Genomic DNA, 23860 nt, shown 5'->3' with positions numbered 1-23860 from the left:
TGAATTGAACTAAAGGCCTGATGATATATGGATTATCAGGCCTTTTTTTATTTCTCCACACATACAACTAATCGCTATGAGGTCTTTTGTCTTGTTTTTTATGGTTGCCGGGTTGTTCTTGTCGGGTTGTTCTCATGAAGATAAGGAAGTTCGAACGAAAAATAAATTCACCGACGACTGGAAATTTACACTTGTGGATAGTCTGGATTCGAACGGGTATCACCAAGCGGGTTTTGATGATTCCAACTGGCGCCAGTTGAATTTGCCGCATGACTGGAGCATTGAGGGGACATTTGATGAAAATAATCCTTCAGGAGTTGGAGGCGGCGCGCTTCCCGGCGGACTGGGTTGGTATCGGAAAACCTTCTCGATACCTGAATGTCAGAGCAATAAAATGTTTTTTATTGAGTTCGACGGGGTTTACATGAACAGTGAAGTGTGGATCAACGGACATTATCTTGGCAAACGGCCCAACGGTTACATCTCTTTCAGATACGATCTTACACCTTATCTCCTTTTCGGTGAAGAAGAGAATGTGATTGCCGTAAAAGTGGACAATAGCGTTCAGCCTAACTCCCGATGGTATTCCGGTTCCGGAATTTATCGTAATGTATGGCTCACTTCGGTGAATCCTCTTCATCTGGACCAGTGGGGAACTTTTGTTACAACACCCGAGGTTACAGAGGATGCGGCTTTGGTGCACATTGAGCATTCAATTCGCAACGATTATGCCCGGGATACTACTTTTCAGCTTTTGGTTGATATTATTTCTACCGATGGACAGAAGATTTCTACGGTACGGGCGGCTGACGTTCGCATTGCTGCCGGTGAAACTAAAGTCGTTGACCTTTCTACAGAGGTGTCTCAACCGGAATTGTGGACCCTCGAAAATCCTGCATTGTACACCGCAGTTTCTAAAATTGAGACCGATGGTTCTTTAATCGACAGGTATGAAACCGATTTTGGGATTCGCTTTTTTCATTTCGACCACGAAAAGGGTTTTTTCCTTAACGATCAACCAACAAAAATATTAGGAGTATGCATGCACCACGACCTTGGGGCTTTGGGGGCTGCAGTTAACCGTCGGGCTATTGAACGGCAATTGGAAATCATGAAGGAAATGGGGGCCAATGCCATTCGTACTTCACATAATCCTCCTGCTCCTGAACTTCTGGAATTATGTGACGAAATGGGACTTATCGTTATGAATGAGACTTTTGATATGTGGGCTAAAGCCAAAAGCGATTACGACTATTCGCTTTATTGGGATGAGTGGCATGAGCGGGACTTGCGTGACCACATTCGCCGGGATCGAAATCACCCGAGTGTGATGATTTGGAGTATCGGTAACGAAATATTGGAGCAATGGGACTCCACCGGAATCAGGATTACCAAAGAACTGGCTGCCATTGTGCGCGAACTTGATAAAACCAGACCCATCACAACCGGTAACAACGGGCCGTCACCTAACAATTCATTGAATAAATCCGGGGCTTTGGATTTGGTGGGGTTCAATTACCATCATGAAGACTGGCTGGACTTCCCAAAAACTTTTCCCGGTGAACCATTTATCGCTACCGAAACCAACTCGTCTTTACATTCCCGTGGACATTACGATATGCCCTCCGACAGTGTTCGAATCTGGCCCAAACGCTGGGATATTCCTTTCTATGACGGGAATCCCGGAAATACTTGCTCGGCTTATGACAATTGCCGGGCGCCTTGGGGATCCACTCATACAGAAACATGGAACCTCATAAAAAACAATGATTATATGTCAGGAATGTTTATCTGGACAGGTTTTGATTATCTGGGCGAACCGACTCCCTATCAGTGGCCGTCCAGAAGTTCCTATTTTGGAATGGTTGATTTGGCTGGTTTTCCAAAAGATTCCTATTATTTCTACAAAAGTGAGTGGTCAAAGGATACTGTTTTGCACGTTTTCCCCCATTGGAACTGGGAAGAGGGACAAACAGTTGATGTATGGGCATATTTCAATCATGCCGATGAGGTTGAGTTATTTCTGAATGGAGAATCACTGGGTTCCAAAAGCAAACCTGAAGGTCGCTTTAATGTCTTGTGGAGGGTGCCTTTTGAGCCAGGAATATTGCGTGCCGTATCCATCCGAGATGGAGAAGTTGTAGCTGAAAAACGTATTCAAACAGCCGGAGAACCGGCCCTGATTAAACTGAATGTTGATCGGGATACCATTGAAGCAGACGGAAATGATCTGGCTTATGTGTCGGCTTTTGTGACAGACAAAGATGGTAATTTGGTTCCTGATGCAGATAACCTCATAAAATTCAGTCTGGACGGAGAGGCCTCGGTAATTGCTACTGATAACGGAGATCAAACCAGTCATGCTTCTTTCCAAAGTGCCCAACGAAAGACATTTAATGGAAAATGTCTGGCGATTATTCAAGCAGGAGACAAAGCAGGATCTGTTACTATAAAAGCCAATGCAGAGGGATTGCCTGAGGCTGCTGCACATGTTATTTTGCGCTCAGAATCGGGTTCTTGTCATTAACCAGGCGCCTGGTTTTTTGGAAGTTGATTGTCTGTATTTTGGTTTTTTTAAAAAGTGCTTTAAGAATAATTTGCAGCACGTAATTTTGTTAAATGTGCAATTTTTTTTTGTGACTCGTTAAAAATATCAGCATCCAAAAAGGTAACCGGATCAACATATGACTGCTTAAAAGGATGCCTTAGTTTATGAACGATTTTTACTATTTGAAAGGCGCGTTGGCCTGTCCGCTTTCCGGGCTTGTGGATGGCGGGAAACCAAAATGGGCGACGTTCAAGGCCTTGCGCCATTGCCTCCGCTAAAGCTTCGGCGACACGCGGAATGCCAAAAAGGACATTAAGAAAAAAGGAATTAATAATAGGTCTGCTGACTTTTTGAGCAGACCCTGTTTTAATGGTTTTTTACTGATTGATACTATGAATCTATATCATTATAAAATTTATTTACTGGCAATAATACTAACGTTTACCGGGGCTGTTGTTTCCGGACAATCGTTTCAGAAACCTGAAAACGGATTTGTTAGTTGGAAACCTGCTCCCACCTGGGAAGATGCTCTTTTGAGTGGCAATGGAACTATGGGGGCTATGGTTTTTGGCGATCCTCACAGAGATCGGGTGGTCATCAACCATGCGCTGTGTTATCTGCCTGTCTGGGTGCCCTTGCAGCCAATAGATCAGGCATCCCGTTTAGAGGAGATTCGCAGCCTTCTGGAAGAAGGGGAATACCGAGAAGCGGCAGAGGTTCCTGTTGACCAGAGCATGAAAGAGGGATATGGAGAAAAGAAATGGATTGATCCGTTTGTCCCTTTTTGCAACATTAATGTAGCCATGCCTGCTGGTAATGTTTCCAATTACTCCCGGATGGTTGACTTTGAAACCGGGGAAGCTAAGGTGGAGTGGGAGCAGAACGGTAAATTATATCAGCGCACGCTCTTTGTATCTCGTCCCGACAGTGTGATTGTTATGAAAATAGCCGGGAGTGATAAGGTAAGTGCTACTTTGTCGCTTGACCGTCATTCGGTAAGCTGGGATCAATGGGATTACATAAACAGCACCATTAAGAATGTAGATGTTTCGGCCCACGATGGTTACCTGGTTTACCGCACTGAATTCAAAAACCAATGGGAGGGGAATCCTCAGGGATTCGAAGGAGTCGCAAGAGTTGTTCCTAAAGGCGGGAAAGTATTTTACCGCAACAATGAAATGGTGGTTGAAAATGCCGATGAAATTCTGGTGATGATGAAGGTCGATCCCAACTATGACTATTCAGAATCAGTGGTTCCATCCTTAAAAGAGGAATTGGAAAAGGTGATTACTGACTATCAGACATTGGAGGAGCGGCATGAAAAGGTACATGGCAAATTATTCAATAGTGTTATGCTTGATTTGCCTGAGGATAAAGGTTCCGAATTGCAGTCAGAGGTATTGGTGCTTCAGGCCCGGGAGCGTACTTCTCCGGCTCTCATAGAAAGACAGTTTGATGCAACCCGTTACAATATTATCTCTTCAACCGGCACCAATCCTCCCAACCTTCAGGGGATTTGGAGCGGAACCTGGACGCCACCCTGGTCGTCTGGTTTTACACACGATGGCAATGTCGAAGTGGCGGTTTCCTCGTATCTTCCATCCAATACTCCTGAGTTGATGCATGCTTATATGAGTTATCATGAACGGATGATGCCGTATTATCGCGACAATGCACAACGATTGTTCGGGGCCAGGGGGATTGTGCTACCAGCGCATTCCAGTTCGCAAGGCTGGGCCATTCACTTCGACGACGAGTGGTGTCTTTCATTATGGACAGGAGGAGCCGGCTGGGCATCCGGTATTTTGTACGATTATTATCTCTATACCGGTGACAAAGATTACCTGAAAGAGCACATTTACCCGTTTATGAAAGAGAGTGCCTGGTTTTATGAGGACTTTCTGATATTGGGAGATGATGGAAAATATGTTTTTACTCCCTCTTATTCCCCGGAGAATACTCCTTCAAACACGAATGCGCAGGCGGCTATAGATGCCACCATGGATGTGATGATTGCCAAAGAATTGCTGCGTAATTGCATCGAAGCCGGTGAATTACTGGGGGAAGAGAAAACTCAGTTGAAAAAGTGGGGGAAAATGCTGAAGCTTATGCCTGAATACCGCATTAACGAAGACGGAGCTCTGGCTGAATGGTTGCCCAAAGATTTAAAAGACAATTACAAACACAGGCATGTTTCTCATTTGTATGCTTTGTACGAAATGATTGCCCCCGAATTTAAGGAAGATCCTGAGCTGATGGCAGCTGCCAGGGAAACTGTAGAAAGAAGAATGGTGCACCGCCGTCATGAAAATGGTGGCGAAATGGCTTTCGGACTGGCACAACAGGGAATGATTGCAGCCAACCTGGGTAACAGTGAAATTGCCGGAGAAATTATCAACTGGATTTCACGGTTTTACTTCACTCCGTCATTGGGAACTTATCACAATTCAGGCAATCTCTTTAATATGGATGTGAGTGGTGGCTTTCCTGCCGTAATTATGCGCACACTGGCGTATTCAGAACCCGGACTGGTGAAATTATTGCCTGCTTTACCTGATGACTGGAAAACCGGAAGTATTAAAGGTATGGCCCTGCGGGGACAAATTACGATTGATCGTTTGTTGTGGACTGAAAATGGTCTTGAAGTAACTCTAACATCGGGCAAAGACCAGGATGTGATGATTGAGCTTCCCGAAGCGATTTCTAAAGTGGAGACCGAAAATAGTGCTTCCTTCATTAAAAGAAAAAAACTAAGAGAGGGAACGATGGAGGTGAGCCTGAAGGAAAGGGCCCCAATCACAATAAGAGTAACTTATTAACAGGGGTTTCCGGAGCAATGCGTAATAGTTGAAAATTGGATGATTTATAGGTGAAGTTTCATTTCTGGTTTAATCTTTATTATGCAAATGATTAAAATTCTTCAGCTGCAAAGGGAAAGTGTCAAGATATTACTTTTTATACGAATGTTGTAATAATGAACAACTTTAGCTATTTGAAAGGCGCGTTGGCCTGTCCGCTTTCCGGGCCGGCGGATGGAGGAAAGCCAAAATGGGTGACTTTCATGGCCTTGTGCAATGGTCGGAAATTTTGGCTTTCGCGGGGGGATAGGGTTAAGTGGACTAGACTTCTTTGGTTCCTTTTTGGGCAGTGCCTCCGCTAAAGCTTCGGCGACACGCGGAATGCCAAAAAGAACAATTATGAAGAAGTACATATTAGTGTTACTAATTTTTTAAGCAGGTTAGACAGCCCCTTTATTTAAAATAAAATTATCTATAATATGAAAACACACACAACAAGAAAAATCCTTTTACTGCTTTTTATGGTGGTGCCATTTTTGTCATCAGCCAGCCCGCGTGAGCGCCTGCTGATGAACTTCGACTGGCAGTTTACTTTCGGTCATCCCCACGATGTGGAAAAAGACTTCAATATGGGTACCAGTTATTTTACGTATCTGGCTAAAGCCGGTTATGGTGATGGAGCTGCAGCTGCTGATTTTGATGACCGAACCTGGCGGACCCTGGATCTGCCGCATGACTGGGCTGCTGAAATGGAGTTTTCCGGTGACGCCAGTCATAGTCATGGGTACAAAAAAGTTGGTCCCGGATTTCCGGATACCAGCGTGGGGTGGTATCGTAAAACATTTTCTGTTTCGGAATCGGATAAAGGGAAACGTATTTTTCTGGAGTTTGACGGCGTATTTCGTGACTCGAAAGTATGGGTCAATGGTTTTTATTGTGGCAACGAGCCTAGTGGGTATACCGGTTTTTCTTATGATGTTTCCGAATACCTGAATTACGGCGGTGAGAATGTGGTGGCTGTACGTGTGGATGCCAGCATGGAAGAGGGCTGGTTTTATGAAGGAGCCGGAATTTATCGCCATGTTTGGATGACCAAGGTTAATCCGTTGCATGTGCCTCAATACGGGACTTTTGTTACGTCGGAAGTGGATGGAGATGAAGCAACCGTCACTGCCCGGGTGACTGTTCGGAATAAGAACCTGGGAAAATCCTCCTTTTCGTTGGAAAACAGGATTGTTAATGCTGCCGGTGACGTAGTGGCAGAGGGGAAATCCGGTGTATTTGAACTTATTCCGATGGGTAGTGACGAATACACTTTTGAGTACAAAGTGGATAATCCGCATTTGTGGGATCTTGATGATCCTCATTTATATACTCTTGAAACTTTGATTCACAGCAATGACCAGGTTGTGGATAAATATGAAACTACTTTCGGGATTCGTACCATTAAGTGGGATCCTGATAAAGGATTTTTCCTGAACGGACGGCATGTGAAAATAAAAGGAACCAATAACCACCAAAATCATGCAGGCGTGGGAACCGCCATCCCTGATGGTTTGCATGAATGGAGACTGAAGCAACTGAAAGATATGGGGAACAATGCCTACCGTACCGCACATTATCCGCCAACTCCTGCCTTACTCGAGGCTTGCGACCGCATGGGAATGCTTGTTCTGAATGAAAACCGCCTGATGGGGACGACCGATTACATGCTTGAATATCTCAAACGTCTGGTCATTCGGGATCGCAACCATCCATCAGTTGTGTTGTGGTCCATTGGGAATGAGGAGTGGATGATAGAGAACGGAGAACGTGGTGCCATGATGGCGCAAAATATGCAGGCTTATCTTAAAACGCTGGATACAACTCGTCCGGCTAATGCAGCCGTCAGTGGTGCCTGGGGTGCCGGTATCTCTTCTGTGATCGAAGTGATGGGTTTCAATTATCTGCGACATGGTAGTACCGATGAGCATCATGAGAAATTCCCCTGGCAGGCTTCGTTGGGTACTGAGCAGGGCTCTACCAATACTACTCGTGGCATCTATGTAGATGATCAGGAAAAGCAATACCTCAAAGCTTATGATGTTCCTACACCAAGCGGATTTATGAGCATTCAGCAGGGATGGCAACACTATGCCGATCGCGATTACCTTGCCGGGATGGTTATCTGGACCGGCTTCGATTACCGTGGAGAATCAACACCTTTCAGATATCCTTCCGTACTTTCTTACTTTGGGATGTTTGATCTGTGTGGATTACCCAAAGACAATGTCTGGTACCTGAAATCATGGTGGAGCGATGAGGATGTGTTGCATATTCTGCCTCACTGGAACTGGGAAGGTCGTGAAGGTGATGCCCTCGACGTATGGGTTTATAGTAACCACGATGAAGTGGAACTCTTTGCCAATGGAACGAGTTTTGGTCGCAAGAAGATGGAACCTAACAGTCATTTGGAATGGAAAGTTCCCTACAAGGCCGGACAATTAAAGGCGGTTGCTTATGATAGCGGGAAAAAAGTTGATACTGAAATCGTCGAAACAACCGGGGAATCTCAAAAAGTAAGACTGGTTGCGGACCGTCAAACCATTGATGGGGATCGTGAAGATGTGGCCATCGTTACTGTTCAGGTGACCGATAAAAAGGGACGTGTGGTGCCTACGGCCAACAGGAATATCACTTTTGAGATTGAGGGACCTGGCAAAATTATTGGTGTGGGTAACGGTGATCCTACCTCTCATGAACCGGACCGGTACATTGATGCCTACAAAACAGTCGTTTTCAATAACTGGAAACAAACACTGGCTACTGAATCAAATATTTCACAGGTGCTTAATCCTGACTTTGATGTACAAGGACTAAAAGATGCTTTGAATAATGACGGCCTGGAACCAGGTACAGAAGCTCAGAAAACCGTGTTTATTGGTCAGTTTGATCTTTCAGAAGAGGAACTTAGCGGCGATATTAACTGGATGTTCCGCAGCATTGGGGATAATCCGTCGTTGTATGTTAATGGTCAGTTAATTGAGAAGGATATTGCAGAGTACGAAAAAGTCTTTCATCTTAAGAAAGATTATTTGAAAGCCGGAATCAATCGTGTTGTGGTTGTTGCTACTCCTTATGTGAAAGAAAATCCCTGGTCGGTGGTAAATACCGAACCCGGAAAACTGCAGGTAGTCATTCCTGCTGAGCCATGGCAGCGCAAAACATTTAATGGTTTGGCTCAGGTTATTATTCAATCCACTGGCGGGGCCGGTGAAATAAAGCTAACTGGTAATTCAGATGGATTGAAAACCGGGGAATTGATCATTGAAGTGGTGGAGGCCGAAGGCAGACCTGCCGTGAAGTAAATATTTGTATATTAAGTCTTCCGGGAGTGTGTTAAAGCTTTGCTTTTTCCTGTAACCGGAATTTATGAGAAAGGGATGAGGTGAGAGACATTTATTGGCTTTCAGTTCATCCCTTTTTTTCTGATTTGTGGATAAATCATTAAACAAATTTAGCTTCTTACTAAAAATTAAAGAGTCTATGAAAGAAAGAACTTTTCTCCAATTATGGGCAAAACCCTCTTCCAGGATTACCTTACTGTTTCTGTCAGTACTGATTCTGGTGCCTGTAAACGCCCAGGTCCAGGAAATGGGCCTTCGTAACGAACCTGTGGATATCAGTGATGATTTTCGCAGTTTTAAAAACACTTATTATCTGGCCGATAAGATGGTCAGTTTTGACCCGGAAACCGGTACCGGAGAAATTGTTTACAACCGGTATGAGTTCAAAACCCGTATGGCTTTTAACAATATGCTGGGAGTTTTGCGTCCGGTGACACCCAATGAGTTTCCTGAAGCCGAATATGAAGTGTCGCCTACGCTCCCGTTTTCTGTGCAGTTTGTTTCTCCCCGGACGGTTCGACTACAGGCACAGTCCGGCTTTGTGAGCCCCGAAGTGGCCAATGGAGAATCCATGATGCTCGTCAATAATAAGATGCCACCCAGCGATGCCTGGAAGTATGAGAAAATTGAGGGAGGCCACAGGTACAGCAGCCAATTTGGAGCTGTGGTGATTGATGAAAATCCCTGGCGCGTTTCGTTCTATGATGAAAAGGGCAAACTATTAACCAGCACCAATCATCACGTGGACAATGCTGAGGCTACTTACACGCCCGTTATGCCTTTTTCGTATGTTCGCAGAGCCTCAGATTACAGCCGTAGTTTTTCGGCAACTTTTAATCTTTTGCCCGATGAAAAAATCTTCGGTTTTGGAGAACAATATACCGAATTGGATAAGCGGGGTCAGAAAGTTGTGCTGTGGGTAGATGATGCCAACGGTACCCAGAACGAAACCAGTTACAAGCCCATCCCGTTTTTTCTGAGTAGCCGTGGTTACGGAATGTTTATGCATACTTCGTCACCAATTACCTGCGACGTGGGTAAATATTTCAGTGGTGCCAATTCTCTGATGGTCGGTGACGAAACGTTGGATTTGTTTGTTTTTTTGGGAGACCCCAGGGAGGTTCTGGATGCTTATACCGATGTAACCGGAAAGCCTGAAATGCCTCCACTGTGGTCGTTTGGGCTTTGGATGAGTCGCATCACTTATTTTTCAGAAGAAGATGGTCGCAACGTGGCAAATGACCTCCGCAAATATGAAATTCCCTGTGATGTGATTCATTTTGATACCGGTTGGTTCGAAACCGACTGGCGATGCGATTATCAATTTTCGGAATCGCGTTTCGATGACGCAGGGAAAATGATAAAAGACCTCAAAAATCAGGGTTTTCATACATCACTCTGGCAATTGCCTTACTTTGTTCCACAAAATACACTCTTCCCTGAGATTATCGAAAAAGGACTATTCATAAAAAACGACAAGGGAAATCTTCCTACTGAAGATGCCATTCTGGACTTTAGCAATCCAAAAGCTGTTTCCTGGTATCAAAATAAACTGAGAGGTTTGCTAGAACTGGGAGTGGGTGCCATAAAAGTGGATTTTGGAGAGGCCGCTCCTGCCAAAGGGGTTTTTTACAACGGTCGAACCGGTTTTTATGAGCACAACCTTTATCCTTTGAGGTACAACAAAGCAGTAGCCGATATTACCAAAGAGGTTACCGGTGACCAAATCATGTGGGCTCGCAGCACGTGGGCCGGCAGTCAGCGATGGCCGTTGCATTGGGGTGGCGATCCTGCCAATACCAATTCAGCCATGTCGGCTACTGTTCGCGGGGGCTTGTCCATGGGACTGTCCGGCTTCTCCTTCTGGAGTCACGACATAGGAGGCTTTGTGTTGAAAACCCCTGAAGATTTGTATCGCAGATGGCTGCCTTTTGGTTTGCTCTCCTCGCATTCACGCACGCATGGTGCCCCACCAAAAGAACCATGGGAATACGGAGAGGACTTTACCGATGCTTTCCGAAAAGCGGTGAATATGCGGTATGAGCTGATGCCTTACATTTATGCCCAGGCCAAACATTCCGCAGAGAATGGTCTGCCAATGATGCGCGCTCTATTTGTGGAATATCCCGATGATCCTGGTGCATGGCTTGTGGATAATCAGTATCTGTTTGGTCAGGATGTTCTGGTGGCTCCGATTTTTGAAAATACGAATACCCGCAATGTATATCTACCCGGAAACCATAAGTGGATCGATTACCAGTCTGGAAAAGGTTACACACCTGGATGGCACAAAATTGAAGCCGGTGACGTTCCCGTGGTGATGCTGGTTCGTGATGGCGCAGTGGTGCCGCACATTAAACTCGCCCAATCAACTATGCAAATGGACTGGTCTAAACTGGAATTGAAAGTCTTTGTTGCCGATGCAACATCGGTCAAAGGCATGGTTTGTCTGCCTTCTGATAATACATTACAGCAAGTGGAACTATCACTAAAAGGCGAAACGTTTGAGTTAAAAGAAAATCCACTGGGAGGGAAAGCAAAACTGAGTGTCACAGTTAAGTAATCGAGATTTTTTAATACAGTTATCTGTTTAATGTGAAGCTCCGGCAGGAATTCTTGCCGGGGCTTTTTTAATAATATGCGTAAAGTATTTTACGCAGAGACGCAAAGTTTTTTAAATAAGGCTTGCTGAAAAACAATCAAAGAATTAATAATAAATCAATTATAGCCAATAACATCATTCAAAATGCAAGGTTTTTCAAGTAAATCTTTCAAGAAGTCTGCACCTGTGGTAATTAATAGTCAAAATATCACTGTTCAAAAGAATATTTTTAGGCTAAACGACTTTTCCTATTTAAAAGGTGCGGTGGCCTGTCCGTTTTCCGGGCCGGCGGATATCGGGAAGCCCAAATGGGCGACTTTCAAGGCCTTGCGCAATGGCCGGAAATTTTGGCTTTCGCGGGCGGATAGGTTTAAACGGACTAGACTTTTTTCGTTCTTTTTGGGGCAATGCCAAAAAGGACAATAAAATATATATTTAAAATAGGCCTGCTGACTTTTTCAGCAGCCCCTAAATAGTTTCATAATAAATATGTGTACTGATGCCAAAGTAAATCGCTTCAGGAAACTATAAGAATTCGACACCTTCAGCGTCGGTATTCTTTTACCAATTATTTATATAAATATTGGAGCCCTTCAGGCTCCGCTCTGCTATAATTTAAAGTCATGACCCCGTAAGTGGGTCAAATTTTTATAGCTCATGTTTTAAATTATTGAAATCGACCCCGAGGTGGGGCGTACCCATTTTAAGTATCTATTAATTGTGATGAACCAAAAAATTATATAAAAGCATGATGATTTGAGGTTAAAGGCTAGGAGCACAAGGAATTATTTTGAGATAGCTGGGCGTTAGATTTGTTTTGGTCCATTCTATTTTTAATAAGTCAACATTTCTTTAATCTTTCATATTGATAAATAATCAATATATTTGTCCCCGATTTTGGTGATTACCTCTGAGCTCTTTGGAGGTAATAAAAGGGAATCCGGTGTAAATCCGGAGCTGTACCCGCAGCTGTAAGCTCTTTAATGGTGGTTTGAAAAAACTCTTTTACCACTGGAAACAAAAAGCAATAATCAGTGACCAATAATCAATTGACAATTTAACATTGGTAATTGATAACTGGTAATTGATAATTGAAAATGTTTCCGGGAAGGTCTTTTCAAACCGGAGCGAGCCAGAAAACCTGCCAGAATGAGTTTTATCTAACATTTTGCTTCCGGGATAGAAGTATATGTTTAGGACATTCGCGCGCGTGTTCGGCATGTTTTTCTTTATCATTATGGATGCAAGGTGGAATAATTAATTAAAATTATTTTAACCATGCAGAAATTTTTTTGGACTATTGTAGTTTTATTATGGGGAATGGGTATGTCTGCCTATTCACAAAGCACCTCTCTTTCAGGAAAAATCACCACCAGTAAATCCGGCAAATCTCTGCCGGGGGCAAACATTTATTTCAAAGGAACCAATACCGGGACCGCTTCCAACAACAAGGGGCATTATGAATTTAACAGTATTAAGCCCGGAAATTACTCTTTGATTGTTTCTTTCAATGGATTTAAAAGAATCAGGCAGGATGTTGAAATTGTTGAAGGTCGCAATGAAATGGACTTTTCTCTGGAGGAATCAACCAGCAATCTTGGAGAGGTTGTCGTTACCGGGACAGGAACTGCTCACCATTTAAAAAATGCGCCTGTCCCGACAGAACTCATTTCCTCCAAAGAGGTGAAAAGTGTCGGAGCTACCGATTTTAATGACCTGATGCTGAGTCTGAGTCCTTCATTTGACTTTAGTCCCGGTTCCATGGGAGCTTTTATGAAGCTTAACGGATTGAGCAACGATTTTATCGTGGTATTGATTGATGGGAAACGACTTTATGGGGATATTGGTGGCAATATCGACCTCAATCGAATCAATCCCGATAATATTGAACGTATCGAAATTCTGAAAGGAGCTTCATCACTGCTTTATGGCTCCGATGCTATTGCCGGTGTTGTGAATGTTATCACCAAGAAATCCAGACAAAGAAGCCATTTTTCTAACACCACTCGTATCAGGGGAAATAATACCTGGCAACAAAATAATGTGGTGGAAGTGGATGCCGGCAGATTGTCTTCTCACACCTCCTTTGCTCGTAAAAGCAGCGACGGTTGGCAGCTCAGCAAATATGAAGAAGATGGTGATGAATTGGTTGAAACAGAAGAGAAAACCATGAAGGCTTATGAAGACTTTACGGTAACTCAAAAATTTGAATTTGCGGCTTCACCAAAACTGGATTTCTATGCCGGAGGTACCTATTATCAGAAGGATATGTTCCGACAACAAGCTGTGGCTGATTATGGCTATTACTATCAGGATGAGGCTTATGGAGCCGGAGCCAAACACCTGTTGGATGGCAGAGATTATATTTCTTTTGATTATCACCACGATAATTTTCTTTATTACTATCGGTACAATCATGATGATGTGGATGGGGATTTTCTGAAAGATCAGAAGACCATCAATAATGATCAGCGTCTGGATAATGCCCGACTAAAGTATCTGAATGTCATATCATCTAAAAACACGCTGACTGTAGGCGTTGATTACCTGAATGAAAAAATGGTATCGGCCGACCGTCTTGTGGATGGAGAAGCTGATGTTTATACCCTGGCTCTTTATGCTCAGGATGAAATGACGTTTTTTGATGTTTTGGATGTGGTGGCAGGTGTCCGGTACGTCAATCATAAAGAGTTTGGTAGTGCCTTTACCCCTAAACTTTCAGCACTTTTCAAGCTTGGGAATTTCAATATTCGCAGTACGTATGGTTTAGGTTTTAAAGCTCCTACGCTCAAAGAACTTTATTACAATTATGAAAGGCGGGGACGCGTTTACCTCGGTAATACCGAACTGGATCCTCAGAAGTCAGAGTATTTATCTGCCGGTGTTGAATACAACACCCGGAAAGTTTCTTTGAGTGCATCAGCCTACCGCATCAATGTTGATAATCTGATTGATTATGTTGACGGGGAAGGGGAAAATGAGCGGATTCATGATAATATTTCAGAAGCCAGATCCGAGGGTGTTGATGTGTTACTGGATGTGCGGACAGGTGCTGGTTTTTCTTTTGGCGGCGGATATAGTTATGTCAATGCCCGAAACCTTACCAATGATATTCGTTTGGAGGGTGTTGCGGAGCATAGTGGTAACATCAGACTGGCTTATGATCACCATTGGAAGAATTACGCGCTGAATGCGAATATTTTTGGCCGTATCCAGGACGAAAAATTCTATGATGGAGATCCCAACGCAAAAGGATATGATTTATGGAATTTTACCACCAATCATACTTTCTCCAATTTGGGAAGTTTGATAGTTGAACTGTCTGCTGGAGTTGACAATGTTTTTGATTATGTGGATGACAGTCCGCTCGGGGCTCATTATGGAACTTTAACGCCGGGGCGCACCTTTTTTATGGGGTTGAGAATTAATTTCTCAGAATAAGAAAAAAACGGAACCAATGAAAAAGTTATTGTTAATAGGCATAATCGCCCTAATGATATTTAGCATGGGAACAAGTGCGCAGACTAAAAATCAGAAGAAAGGTATTTTACTGGTCACCTTTGGAACCAGTTATCCCGAAGCCCGGAAAGTTTTTGATAACATTGAAGCGGCGGTCGAAACAAACTGGCCCGATATCGATGTTTTCTGGGCTTATACCTCCGGATTTATTCGAAAGAAACTGGCAAAACAAGGCATTCCGATTGATTCGCCTTCCGAAGCGCTGGCAAAAATGGGAGAGGCCGGATATACACATATAGCAGCGCAGTCTCTGCATATTATTCCGGGGGCTGAATTTCATGATGTGGTACACACTGTTATAGGATTTAGCCGGATTCAAAAAAGGGGTGGGAAAACAACCATGGGACGTCCGCTGGTAAGTAACCATGAGGATCTCCAGCGTATGGCCCGTTTTTTTACGCAACAACTACCAGTTTTGGATGATGAGGCGGTGGTGCTTATGGGGCATGGGACCCATCACGATGCCAATATCTATTATCCGGGATTTCAGTATTATCTGAATGATTTGTCTGACCGCCATTATGTGGCAACTGTGGAAGGATACCCTTCACTTGATAATGTGATAAAACAATTAAAAAAACAGCATATTAAAAAAGTGACATTAACTCCATTTATGTCGGTAGCTGGTGACCATGCCCAAAACGATATGGCAGGCGAGGAGAAGGAGAGCTGGAAATCGCAGCTTGAAACTGAAGGATTTGATGTGGATGTTGTGATGAAAGGACTGGCAGAATATGATGAGGTCGTGAAGATATGGATTGACCATTTAAAAGGGGCTTTCGATGAGTTGTAAATTTTTGAGTCTGGTGTTGCTGGTAATTTTGTTTCAGAGCTGTGGTGTTCAGCAGGAAAAAGAAAACTCAGCCTCGGAAAAGATACAAGACGTGGAGCTAAAGTATGCCCGGGAGTTCACGTTACAAAAACAGGGAGACCGGCATTTACTGACAGTTTTTATCGATGAGCATCACTCTGAACAGTCGGCCCGCAGGTTTACCTTGGTTAAAGACAGCATTGATGCGGTCGGCATAGAAAATGCAATTAGGGTGCCCTGCAAAAAGATTGTCTGTGTGTCATCCACCCAGTTGGCTTATTTCTTTGCGCTGGACGATATCGATGATATTGTTGCCATTAACAGCAGCCGCTATCTTTTTCATGAAGAGATGAATGCTCGGGTGGCTGAAGGTAAGGTTAAACAAATCGGAAAGGAAGGGAATTTTAACCTGGAAGTATTGGCAGCTTTGGATCCTGATGTGATTTTTGTGTCACCGTTTAAAGCTGGTGGGTTCGATGTTTTAAGAAATATGGGAATTCCGCTTGTTCCGATGGCTGCTTATAATGAAATGACTCCGCTTGGACGATCTGAATGGTTGAAGATGATGGCTCTTTTTGTAGGGCAGGAGGCAAAGGCAGATACGATTTTCAATAAGATTGCCAGACGCTATTGCGAACTAAAAACAGAGATGGCCGGAGTTGAGCATCGGCCAACAGTTTTTTCCGGGAAGATGCGTTCCGGATCGTGGTATGTCCCGGGGGGAGATAGTTTCTATGCTCGTCTGTTTCGTGATGCCGGTGCTGATTATGTCATTAATGATGATGAACAGGGGGCTTATCCGGTAGATTTTGAGACCATTTACAGAAAGGCGCATAATGCTGATTTCTGGCGCCTGGTTCATCCCGAAAAAACAGGACTAACACTTTATGAGTTCTTGCAGCAGGATGGCAGGTATGCTGATTTTAAAGCCGTTAGGGAGAGAAATGTTTTGTTGTGCAATATTCGGGAGAAACCATATTATGAGCAATCTGCCGTGAAACCGGATGTGCTTTTGGCCGATTACATCCATTTTTTTCATCGGGAGATCTTACCGGCTTATGAACCGTTTTTTTATGAAAGACTGAAATGATTGGAAAAGGGAGTAAACGAGTCACCATTGTTTTAGTGGCAGCACTTTTGCTGACAGCCATTCTTATGGTCTTAAATGTGGCTTTGGGGTCGGTTCATATTCCCTTATCAGAAGTGGTCACTCTTCTTTTTACCGGGGAAACCAGCAATGTTATTTTTGAAAATATTGTAATCAAAACCCGCTTACCACAAACCTTGGTGTCGGTAGGAGCCGGAATGGCCCTGGGTGTTGCAGGATTATTGATGCAAACCCTTTTTAAGAACCCGCTGGCGGGTCCTTCCGTGTTAGGGATATCATCTGGTGCCAGTCTGGGGGTGGCATTTGTAATGCTGTTCTCCGGTCAGGTCTTAGGTTTTTCGTTTTACAGTCTTGGGGTGTGGGGGGATTTTGCAGTAATACTTTCTTCATTTTTGGGGGCTGGCCTTGTGCTTTTTTTAATTCTTTTTATTTCCGGTCGCATCGGAGGAACACTCAGTGTGCTGATTATCGGAGTGATGATTGGGTATTTGTCTTCTTCGTTGGTGGGGCTGTTGAAATTTTACAGCACTGAAGAAGATGTTCACAATTATGTGATTTGGGGCCTGGGTAGTTTTAGTCGGATGTCAGCCGAAAAAGCCTGGATATTTAGTCTGGTGACGATTGTTTTATCCGTTTCGTCACTGGCTTTGAGCAAGTCCTTGAATCTTCTGTCACTGGGTGACAGATATGCCATTAATTTGGGATTGCAATTGAAAAGGGCCCGATTTGGGGTCATTATCACGGCCGGTTTTTTAACTGCTTTGGTAACCTCTTTTTGTGGTCCTGTTATTTTTATCGGAGTGGCAGTGCCGCATCTGGCCAAACTTTTATCACGGACAGCCAATCATTATCATCTGGTCATTAATGCTGCTGTTATTGGTGGCGCAATAGCATTGCTTTGTAATTTGGTAGCCCGGCTCCCGGGATTGGAGCAGGAATTGCCCATTAATTCGGTAACTGCATTTGTGGGAGCTCCCGTGGTTATATGGGTGATATGGAAGGGGAAGAGAAATAAAGAATAGTGCATCGGGCATAGTGCATGGAACATAGTACATGGAGCATGGGGCACGGGGCAAAGAGAATTAAAAGAGGTGATGATTATCTCTGGCTATTGTTTATTTGCGTTTAAATGACAGTCGATCGTTAGACTTTTAGATGTAAAATCAACCCTGTCCAAAATAATTTTTTAAAAGAGCTGTCGGGCTTGTTGGGTGCCGACCTTGGCAGGTAAGCCTAAAAACAAGGTTGTTTCATCGAAAAATCGTCTTTGTTTGAATCTCACGCGCGCAGCAAGTGAGATGAGTTTAGACGATTTCGATGGAAGAACCGTAGTTTTTAGAGTGAAAGCTGGTTAAGTCTTGAATTATTGCGTTTAGTGAGAACAATATCAAGCTTGCTTGAATATTGTCGAGCGTAGCAATAATCATGAAATAAGTTTTTTGATTACTTTTTTGTATCAAGACAAAAAAGTAATTCAGGGTTTAAGGGATGAAATCCCTTTTGGAAAATGTTTAGGACCCTATTGATTTAAGACAATTCATATAACGCTGATATTCTGTGTTTTAGGCGATAAAAACTATGATTTTTAAGTAATTGAATTTCAGTGCATTGCAATTTCGAAATTTCGGGATAACGGAGTATTGTAAATAAAATAGAAATGAAAAAATTGAAACATCCTCTGATGATTGTCGGTACCGGTTCCGATGTAGGCAAGAGTGTGCTGGCTGCCGGTTTTTGCCGCATCTTTCTGCAGGATGGATATCGTCCGGCTCCTTTTAAAGCACAGAATATGTCGCTCAATAGCTACGTAACGGCAACCGGGGGCGAAATAGGTCGCGCCCAGGCAGTTCAGGCAGAGGCATGCAGGTTGGATTGTCATACCGATATGAATCCCGTGTTGCTTAAACCCGGGTCGGATAAGCAATCTCAGGTGATTGTAAAAGGAAAGGTATTGGGGAATTATTCTGCAGGTAGTTATTTTAGGGGAGAGATAAAAGACCAGTTGTTTGGGGAGGTAATAGGTGCGTTTAGACGGCTGCATAAATCTTACAATCCTGTGGTAATCGAAGGTGCGGGAAGCATTGCCGAGCTTAACCTGAAGAAAAATGATATTGTGAATATGCGGATGGCTGTTACTGCTGAAGCGGCCACGTTACTGGTGGCTGACATTGAGCGGGGAGGGGTTTTTGCCAGTGTTTATGGCTCCATTCAGTTATTGGAGCCCCTGGAACGTGAATGTATTAAAGGAATTATCATTAATAAATTCAGGGGCGATATTTCTCTGTTCGATGAGGGGAAGAGAATTATCGAAGAACTCACAGGTATTCCCGTACTCGGGATTATTCCGGCATTTACTCACATTAGTATTGAAGAGGAAGACTCAGTTTCGTTGGAGCGAAAAGCGACTTTTGCCATCGATAATAGGGTCAATGTGGCGGTGATTCATCTGAGGCGATTGTCCAATTTTACCGATTTTAGTCCTTTGGAGCAGGATGAAAGAGTAAATTTATATTATACCAATAATACGGAAGAAATCAGGAAAGCAGAAATCATCATTTTGCCCGGATCTAAAAGTACCATTGCTGATTTGATTGAACTGCGTCGAAATGGCGTGGCAGCCGAAATTGTCCGCCAGTCAAGAGTCGGAAAAACAGTGATTGGTATTTGTGGTGGCTACCAGATGATGGGGGCTCGTATTGAAGATCCCGGACATGTGGAAGGACATGTGGATGCAGTTCCGGGGCTGAATATCATACCTGTGACGACCATCCTCGAATCGGAGAAATCCACCGCTCGAACTTCTTTTTATTTCAAGGATTTTGAGGAGCCTTGTGTGGGTTATGAAATCCACATGGGACAAACCAATCGCCAGGGTGTGGAGCCATTAAACCATTTGGAGAATGGAGGTACAGAGGGCTGCCGGATAAATACTAATATATGGGGAACCTATATGCACGGAATCCTTGATAATCCTGTGGTGATAGAAGATTTGCTGGCTCCTTATGCGCAAGCTGTCACCTCCTCAATTAGTTATGATGAGTTTAAACAAAATCAGTACGACCTGCTGGCCGACCATCTTCGCAAAAATGTGGATATGGATATGATTTATAAAGTATTGGCAGAATGATTAGAGGCCACGGTGACGACATATATGATTTTCCGGTTATACGGATCAATTTCAGTTCGAATATTATTCCGGCGGGTATCGATACCGCGCTGAAAAATCACCTGTGTTCCTGTATGAAATGTATTGAACGTTATCCCGATCCATTGGGTGAAAACCTGGCTCGTCAGATAGAGCAGCAGAATTATTTGCCTGCCGATAGTGTAATGATCACCAATGGGGCTGTTGAAGCTTTTTATTTGATTGCGGAGCTATTTCAGGGGAAACGATCATTAATTTTTTACCCTTCCTTTTCGGAGTACGAGGATGCCTGTCGTAAGTACAATCACCGGATGGAGTTTTTTCACCACACAACATTCGGAAATGTTGATTTTTCGGGGATAGATTTGGTCTGGATATGTAATCCCAACAACCCGGACGGGCGCATTTATGACCAGGATAAGTTGGTGAAAAAAATTGAGGATAACCCCAATGTTATTTTTGTGGTGGATGAGGCCTACACCAATTTTCTGAACTGTGATATATCACTCGAACCCAGTTTGCCGGAACACAGAAATCTAATCATTGTGAAGTCGTTAACTAAAATATTTGCGATTCCCGGGCTCCGGCTGGGGTATCTTTTGGCAGCTCCATCAACAATTGATGGACTGCAACGACAAGTGATGCCCTGGAGAATTAATGTGTTGGCACTGGAAGCAGGACGTTTTTGTTTTAGCAATCTTGTTCACGATAAGCAGGAAGTGACCGGATATCTTCAGGAATCACGACGATTTCAAGATGCAATAAATGATATAGAAGGGTTTAGGGTGGAGTCTTCTTCAACTACATTCTTTTTAGTCGAGGCTCCTTTGTCAGCAGCTGTAATGAAAAAACATCTTGCTCACAATAATGGCTTTTTGATAAGGGATGCATCCAATTTTAGAGGCCTGTCAGAAAATTATTTCAGGGTTTCGGTGCAATCGCCCAAAGAAAACAATCAATTAATTGAAGCACTCAAAGAATGGAGTTGAATTTGCTTATACCGGTTTTGTTTTTTGCCTGGATACTCGACCGTATTCTGGGGGATCCTTCCCGGATGCCACATCCGGTCGTTGTATTTGGAAAACTTATTGCATTTTTTGAGAAGAAATGTAACCGGGGAAGAGGCAATTTTGTACGTGGAATGGTGGTGACGGTCGTCTTGGTCACCGGTGTGTTTTTCTTTTTTTATTGGGTCTTTTTTCTATTGGGTCAGATAAATCTCTGGCTGGAAGTCTTTTTCCAAATGGTCTTTATCTTTTCGGGTTTGGCCGGTACCACTCTTATTCGTGAAGGGGAATCCGTTTTCGAAAAGTTGCAGATTGGTATGGAAGAAGGGCGGCGACAGGTTGGGCGGATTGTTGGGCGTGACACCAAAAACCTGAGTAGTCATGAAATTAAAACTGCCACCCTTGAAACATTGGCCGAAAACCTCAGTGATGGAGTTGTGGCTCCTCTATTTTGGCTGGCCATTTTCGGGGTTCCGGGTATGATGGCTTATAAGATGATCAATACACTGGATTCAATGATTGGCTACAAAAATGAAAGATATGAACAGTTTGGGAAATTTGCTGCCCGATTGGATGATATTGCTAATTACCTTCCGGCGAGAATTACAGCACTTTTAATGGCATTCTGTGGAATGAGATACAGGGCTTTTCAGTTCATTTTTCGGTTTGGGAGATCGCATAACAGCCCCAATGCCGGCTATCCGGAAGCTGCTCTGGCCGGGATTCTTAATGTCCAATTTGGGGGCGATCATGATTATTTTGGAGAGGTGGTTTCCAAACCTAAAATTGGAAGCAATAAGAGAGAAATAACTATGCCGGATCTAAAAAAAACAATTAAAATCAACAGGGGAGTGGAAATCCTGATGATTGTCTTGATTATTTCGATCCTGATTATCACTGATTTGCCTTGTGGAGTAAGAAATACAGCATTTCAAATTTCTGATTTCACCAGTTTCGTTTTTACTCTAAAACAATAATTTTATGAATTCACTCAAAAACCTAAGCATTCAGCCCATCGAAAATGGTGAGCTGAGAAAACTTCTTCAACACAACCTCGATCAGAAAACCAAGCCTGTTGGATCCTTGGGATATCTGGAAGAGCTGGCCTTACAAATTGGCCTTATTCAGCAAACCACCAAACCTGAATTGGAATCACCGGTGATGCTGACTGTGGCATCAGACCATGGAATAACCGAGGAAGGTGTGAGCCCGGTGCCTACTGAAATTACATGGCAGCAGGTCAGTAACTTTGTCAATGGTGGCGGAGGTATCGGATTATTCTGCAAACAGTATGGTTTCGATTTGTATGTGGTTGATGCCGGTGTTGATCACGATTTTGAAGTGCATCCGCGCTTAATTGATAAAAAAGTGCGTAAAGCATCCCGGAATTTTTTGAACGAACCTGCTATGACAACTGAAGAGTGTGACCAGGCAATTCAAAATGGCCGTGATGTGGTGGCTTTGTTTGCCGAGAAAGGAAGTAATGTTGTTGGTTTTGGAGAAATGGGCATTGGCAATTCATCTCCGGCTACTGCGTTGTTGTCCGTTTATACCGGATTGGCAGTAGAGGAATGTACCGGTCCCGGATGTGGTCTTGATCAGAAAGGGGTTGATAGCAAGGCGAATGTTTTACGTTGTGCCATTGAAAAGCATGGCATCTCTGAGAGCCCAGAAGAGAACCTTGCGACTTTTGGCGGATTAGAAATTGCCACTATGGTGGGAGGAATGCTGGAAGCGGCTCAACGTCGTATGCTTATTATTGTGGATGGTTTCATCACCACATCGGCATTTTTGGCAGCTCGTGAAATTTGTCCCACTGTTCGGGATTACGCTGTTTTTTCACATTGTTCCAAAGAACACGGACATGTGAAAATGCTTGAATACCTAACGGGCCGGCCATTGCTAAATCTCGATCTCCGCTTAGGTGAGGGAACAGGCTCTGCAATTGCCTATCCAATCATTCAGGGAAGTGTGGCTATGCTTAATGAGATGACTTCTTTTGGTGAAGCCAAGGTATATAATGTGGTTGATCAGACCGGAAATATTGTACCTGAATATTGATGAATGGGGCGCGGAGCATGGAGAGTCAATACTTTTGCCCTTTTCCAAGCCCCATGCTCCATGTTCTATGCTCATTTCGATACTTTCATTTTTTTATCATGAAATCATTATGCGTGAATTAAATATCTTGTTTTCCTCAATTCTCTACTTCACCCGACTGCCTTTGCCGTTTAAAGTTGAGTATAGAAAAGAGAATCAACAATTGGCTTTAACCTGGTTTCCCATGATTGGCTTTATTGTGGGAGGTTTGGGAGCTCTTGTCTTTTGGCTGACCAATCTTTATTTGCCACAATCAGTGGCTGTCATTGTCTCGATGGGAGCCAGCGTATTGGTGACCGGAGCTTTTCATGAGGACGGCTTTGCGGACGTTTGTGACGCTTTCGGTGGGGGATATAGTAAAGACCAGCGATTGAAGATAATGAAAGATTCGCGTGTTGGAGCCTATGCGCTAATAGGAGTAGTGCTTTTGATTGTTCTCAAAATCGCTTTGCTAATAGAAATAAATGCCTTGTGGATACCTGTTATTTTGATTACTTCTCATGTGTTGAGTCGCTGGTCAACCCTGATAATATCTATGGGTTGGAGTTATGCCCGACCAACCGGAGAGTCCAAATCACGTGATACAAGTCATCCAATTTCCTGGATCCGGTTTTTCTGGGCTACTGTACTGGGATTTTCCCCGCTGTTGTTGTTTGAATCCTGGTGGGTGCTGGTGACGATCCCCATTGTCACTGTGTTTTCTCTGTTGTCAGGAAAATGGTTTCAAAAACGAATTGGCGGCTATACCGGCGATTGTCTGGGGGCTGTACAGCAGGTTAATGAAGTATTGGTAATTGCTTTTCTACTTATGCTGATTGGATCATAAGAGGAACATT

Annotated in this window: 15 protein-coding genes and 1 riboswitch; all 15 genes read left to right on the top strand. The window is 43.6% G+C overall.

All coding sequences use genetic code 11. The features are described 5' to 3' along the window. Positions 1–76: 76 nt before the first annotated feature. The 15 genes from galB to W7W_RS0111465 all read left to right on the top strand — a co-directional run bounded on the left by galB (position 77) and on the right by W7W_RS0111465 (position 23850). Positions 77–2527, top strand: a complete 2451-nt coding sequence (gene galB, locus W7W_RS0111545; protein WP_010663915.1) for a beta-galactosidase GalB — start codon at positions 77–79, stop codon at positions 2525–2527. A gap of 413 nt (positions 2528–2940) precedes the next feature. Continuing rightward, positions 2941–5367, top strand: coding sequence for a glycoside hydrolase family 95 protein (locus W7W_RS0111535; protein ID WP_157202474.1), 2427 nt, complete (start codon positions 2941–2943; stop codon positions 5365–5367). Between the two features lie 155 nt (positions 5368–5522). Then, positions 5523–5708, top strand: a complete 186-nt coding sequence (locus tag W7W_RS24065) for a hypothetical protein (protein ID WP_081485176.1) — start codon at positions 5523–5525, stop codon at positions 5706–5708. Positions 5709–5825: 117 nt separating this feature from the next. After that, positions 5826–8693: a beta-galactosidase GalA gene (galA, locus tag W7W_RS0111525; protein WP_010663911.1), complete on the top strand. Its 2868-nt coding sequence runs from the start codon at positions 5826–5828 to the stop codon at positions 8691–8693. Between the two features lie 178 nt (positions 8694–8871). Beyond that, positions 8872–11295, top strand: coding sequence for a glycoside hydrolase family 31 protein (locus W7W_RS0111520; protein WP_010663910.1), 2424 nt, complete (start codon positions 8872–8874; stop codon positions 11293–11295). Between the two features lie 183 nt (positions 11296–11478). Next, a complete protein-coding gene (locus W7W_RS22090) occupies positions 11479–11760 on the top strand; it encodes a hypothetical protein (protein WP_010663909.1) in 282 nt (93 codons plus the stop codon). Between the two features lie 455 nt (positions 11761–12215). Then, a riboswitch (cobalamin riboswitch) is annotated at positions 12216–12497 on the top strand. A gap of 115 nt (positions 12498–12612) precedes the next feature. Continuing rightward, positions 12613–14775, top strand: a complete 2163-nt coding sequence (locus W7W_RS0111505) for a TonB-dependent receptor (protein ID WP_010663908.1) — start codon at positions 12613–12615, stop codon at positions 14773–14775. 16 nt (positions 14776–14791) lie between these two features. Then, positions 14792–15646: a sirohydrochlorin cobaltochelatase gene (locus W7W_RS0111500; protein WP_010663907.1), complete on the top strand. Its 855-nt coding sequence runs from the start codon at positions 14792–14794 to the stop codon at positions 15644–15646. Further along, positions 15636–16754: an ABC transporter substrate-binding protein gene (locus W7W_RS0111495; RefSeq protein ID WP_010663906.1), complete on the top strand. Its 1119-nt coding sequence runs from the start codon at positions 15636–15638 to the stop codon at positions 16752–16754. The genes W7W_RS0111500 and W7W_RS0111495 overlap by 11 nt, the downstream gene beginning before the upstream one ends. Beyond that, positions 16751–17794 carry a FecCD family ABC transporter permease gene (locus W7W_RS0111490; RefSeq protein WP_010663905.1) on the top strand — a complete coding sequence of 348 codons (1044 nt, stop codon included), beginning with the start codon at positions 16751–16753 and terminating at the stop codon, positions 17792–17794. The genes W7W_RS0111495 and W7W_RS0111490 overlap by 4 nt, the downstream gene beginning before the upstream one ends. Before the next feature lie 635 nt (positions 17795–18429). Then, entirely contained in the window at positions 18430–19899 is a 1470-nt protein-coding gene (locus W7W_RS0111485) for a cobyric acid synthase (protein WP_010663904.1), read from the top strand. Beyond that, on the top strand, positions 19896–20906 hold the full coding sequence (locus tag W7W_RS0111480) for an aminotransferase class I/II-fold pyridoxal phosphate-dependent enzyme (RefSeq protein WP_010663903.1): 1011 nt from the start codon (positions 19896–19898) through the stop codon (positions 20904–20906). The genes W7W_RS0111485 and W7W_RS0111480 overlap by 4 nt, the downstream gene beginning before the upstream one ends. Beyond that, positions 20897–21901 (top strand): adenosylcobinamide-phosphate synthase CbiB, encoded by a 1005-nt coding sequence (cbiB, locus tag W7W_RS0111475; protein ID WP_010663902.1) that lies wholly within the window; start codon positions 20897–20899, stop codon positions 21899–21901. The genes W7W_RS0111480 and cbiB overlap by 10 nt, the downstream gene beginning before the upstream one ends. Positions 21902–21905: 4 nt before the next feature. Continuing rightward, positions 21906–22985, top strand: coding sequence for a nicotinate-nucleotide--dimethylbenzimidazole phosphoribosyltransferase (gene cobT, locus W7W_RS0111470; RefSeq protein WP_010663901.1), 1080 nt, complete (start codon positions 21906–21908; stop codon positions 22983–22985). Further along, positions 22945–23850, top strand: a complete 906-nt coding sequence (locus W7W_RS0111465; protein ID WP_010663900.1) for an adenosylcobinamide-GDP ribazoletransferase — start codon at positions 22945–22947, stop codon at positions 23848–23850. The genes cobT and W7W_RS0111465 overlap by 41 nt, the downstream gene beginning before the upstream one ends. Positions 23851–23860 lie beyond the last annotated feature (10 nt).

Source organism: Marinilabilia salmonicolor JCM 21150 (assembly GCF_000259075.1).
Lineage (GTDB): Bacteria > Bacteroidota > Bacteroidia > Bacteroidales > Marinilabiliaceae > Marinilabilia > Marinilabilia salmonicolor.
This window is presented reverse-complemented; position numbering and strand designations above follow the sequence as displayed.

Coding starts and splice junctions, on each gene's coding strand:
- W7W_RS0111500 (WP_010663907.1), top strand. CDS start 14,792: ATGAAAAAGTTATTGTTAATAGGCATAATCGCCCTAATGATATTTAGC.
- W7W_RS0111490 (WP_010663905.1), top strand. CDS start 16,751: ATGATTGGAAAAGGGAGTAAACGAGTCACCATTGTTTTAGTGGCAGCA.
- galA (WP_010663911.1), top strand. CDS start 5,826: ATGAAAACACACACAACAAGAAAAATCCTTTTACTGCTTTTTATGGTG.
- W7W_RS22090 (WP_010663909.1), top strand. CDS start 11,479: ATGCAAGGTTTTTCAAGTAAATCTTTCAAGAAGTCTGCACCTGTGGTA.
- W7W_RS0111480 (WP_010663903.1), top strand. CDS start 19,896: ATGATTAGAGGCCACGGTGACGACATATATGATTTTCCGGTTATACGG.
- galB (WP_010663915.1), top strand. CDS start 77: ATGAGGTCTTTTGTCTTGTTTTTTATGGTTGCCGGGTTGTTCTTGTCG.
- W7W_RS0111485 (WP_010663904.1), top strand. CDS start 18,430: ATGAAAAAATTGAAACATCCTCTGATGATTGTCGGTACCGGTTCCGAT.
- W7W_RS0111465 (WP_010663900.1), top strand. CDS start 22,945: ATGTGGTTGATCAGACCGGAAATATTGTACCTGAATATTGATGAATGG.
- W7W_RS0111535 (WP_157202474.1), top strand. CDS start 2,941: ATGAATCTATATCATTATAAAATTTATTTACTGGCAATAATACTAACG.
- W7W_RS0111520 (WP_010663910.1), top strand. CDS start 8,872: ATGAAAGAAAGAACTTTTCTCCAATTATGGGCAAAACCCTCTTCCAGG.
- W7W_RS0111505 (WP_010663908.1), top strand. CDS start 12,613: ATGCAGAAATTTTTTTGGACTATTGTAGTTTTATTATGGGGAATGGGT.
- cobT (WP_010663901.1), top strand. CDS start 21,906: ATGAATTCACTCAAAAACCTAAGCATTCAGCCCATCGAAAATGGTGAG.
- W7W_RS0111495 (WP_010663906.1), top strand. CDS start 15,636: ATGAGTTGTAAATTTTTGAGTCTGGTGTTGCTGGTAATTTTGTTTCAG.
- cbiB (WP_010663902.1), top strand. CDS start 20,897: ATGGAGTTGAATTTGCTTATACCGGTTTTGTTTTTTGCCTGGATACTC.
- W7W_RS24065 (WP_081485176.1), top strand. CDS start 5,523: ATGAACAACTTTAGCTATTTGAAAGGCGCGTTGGCCTGTCCGCTTTCC.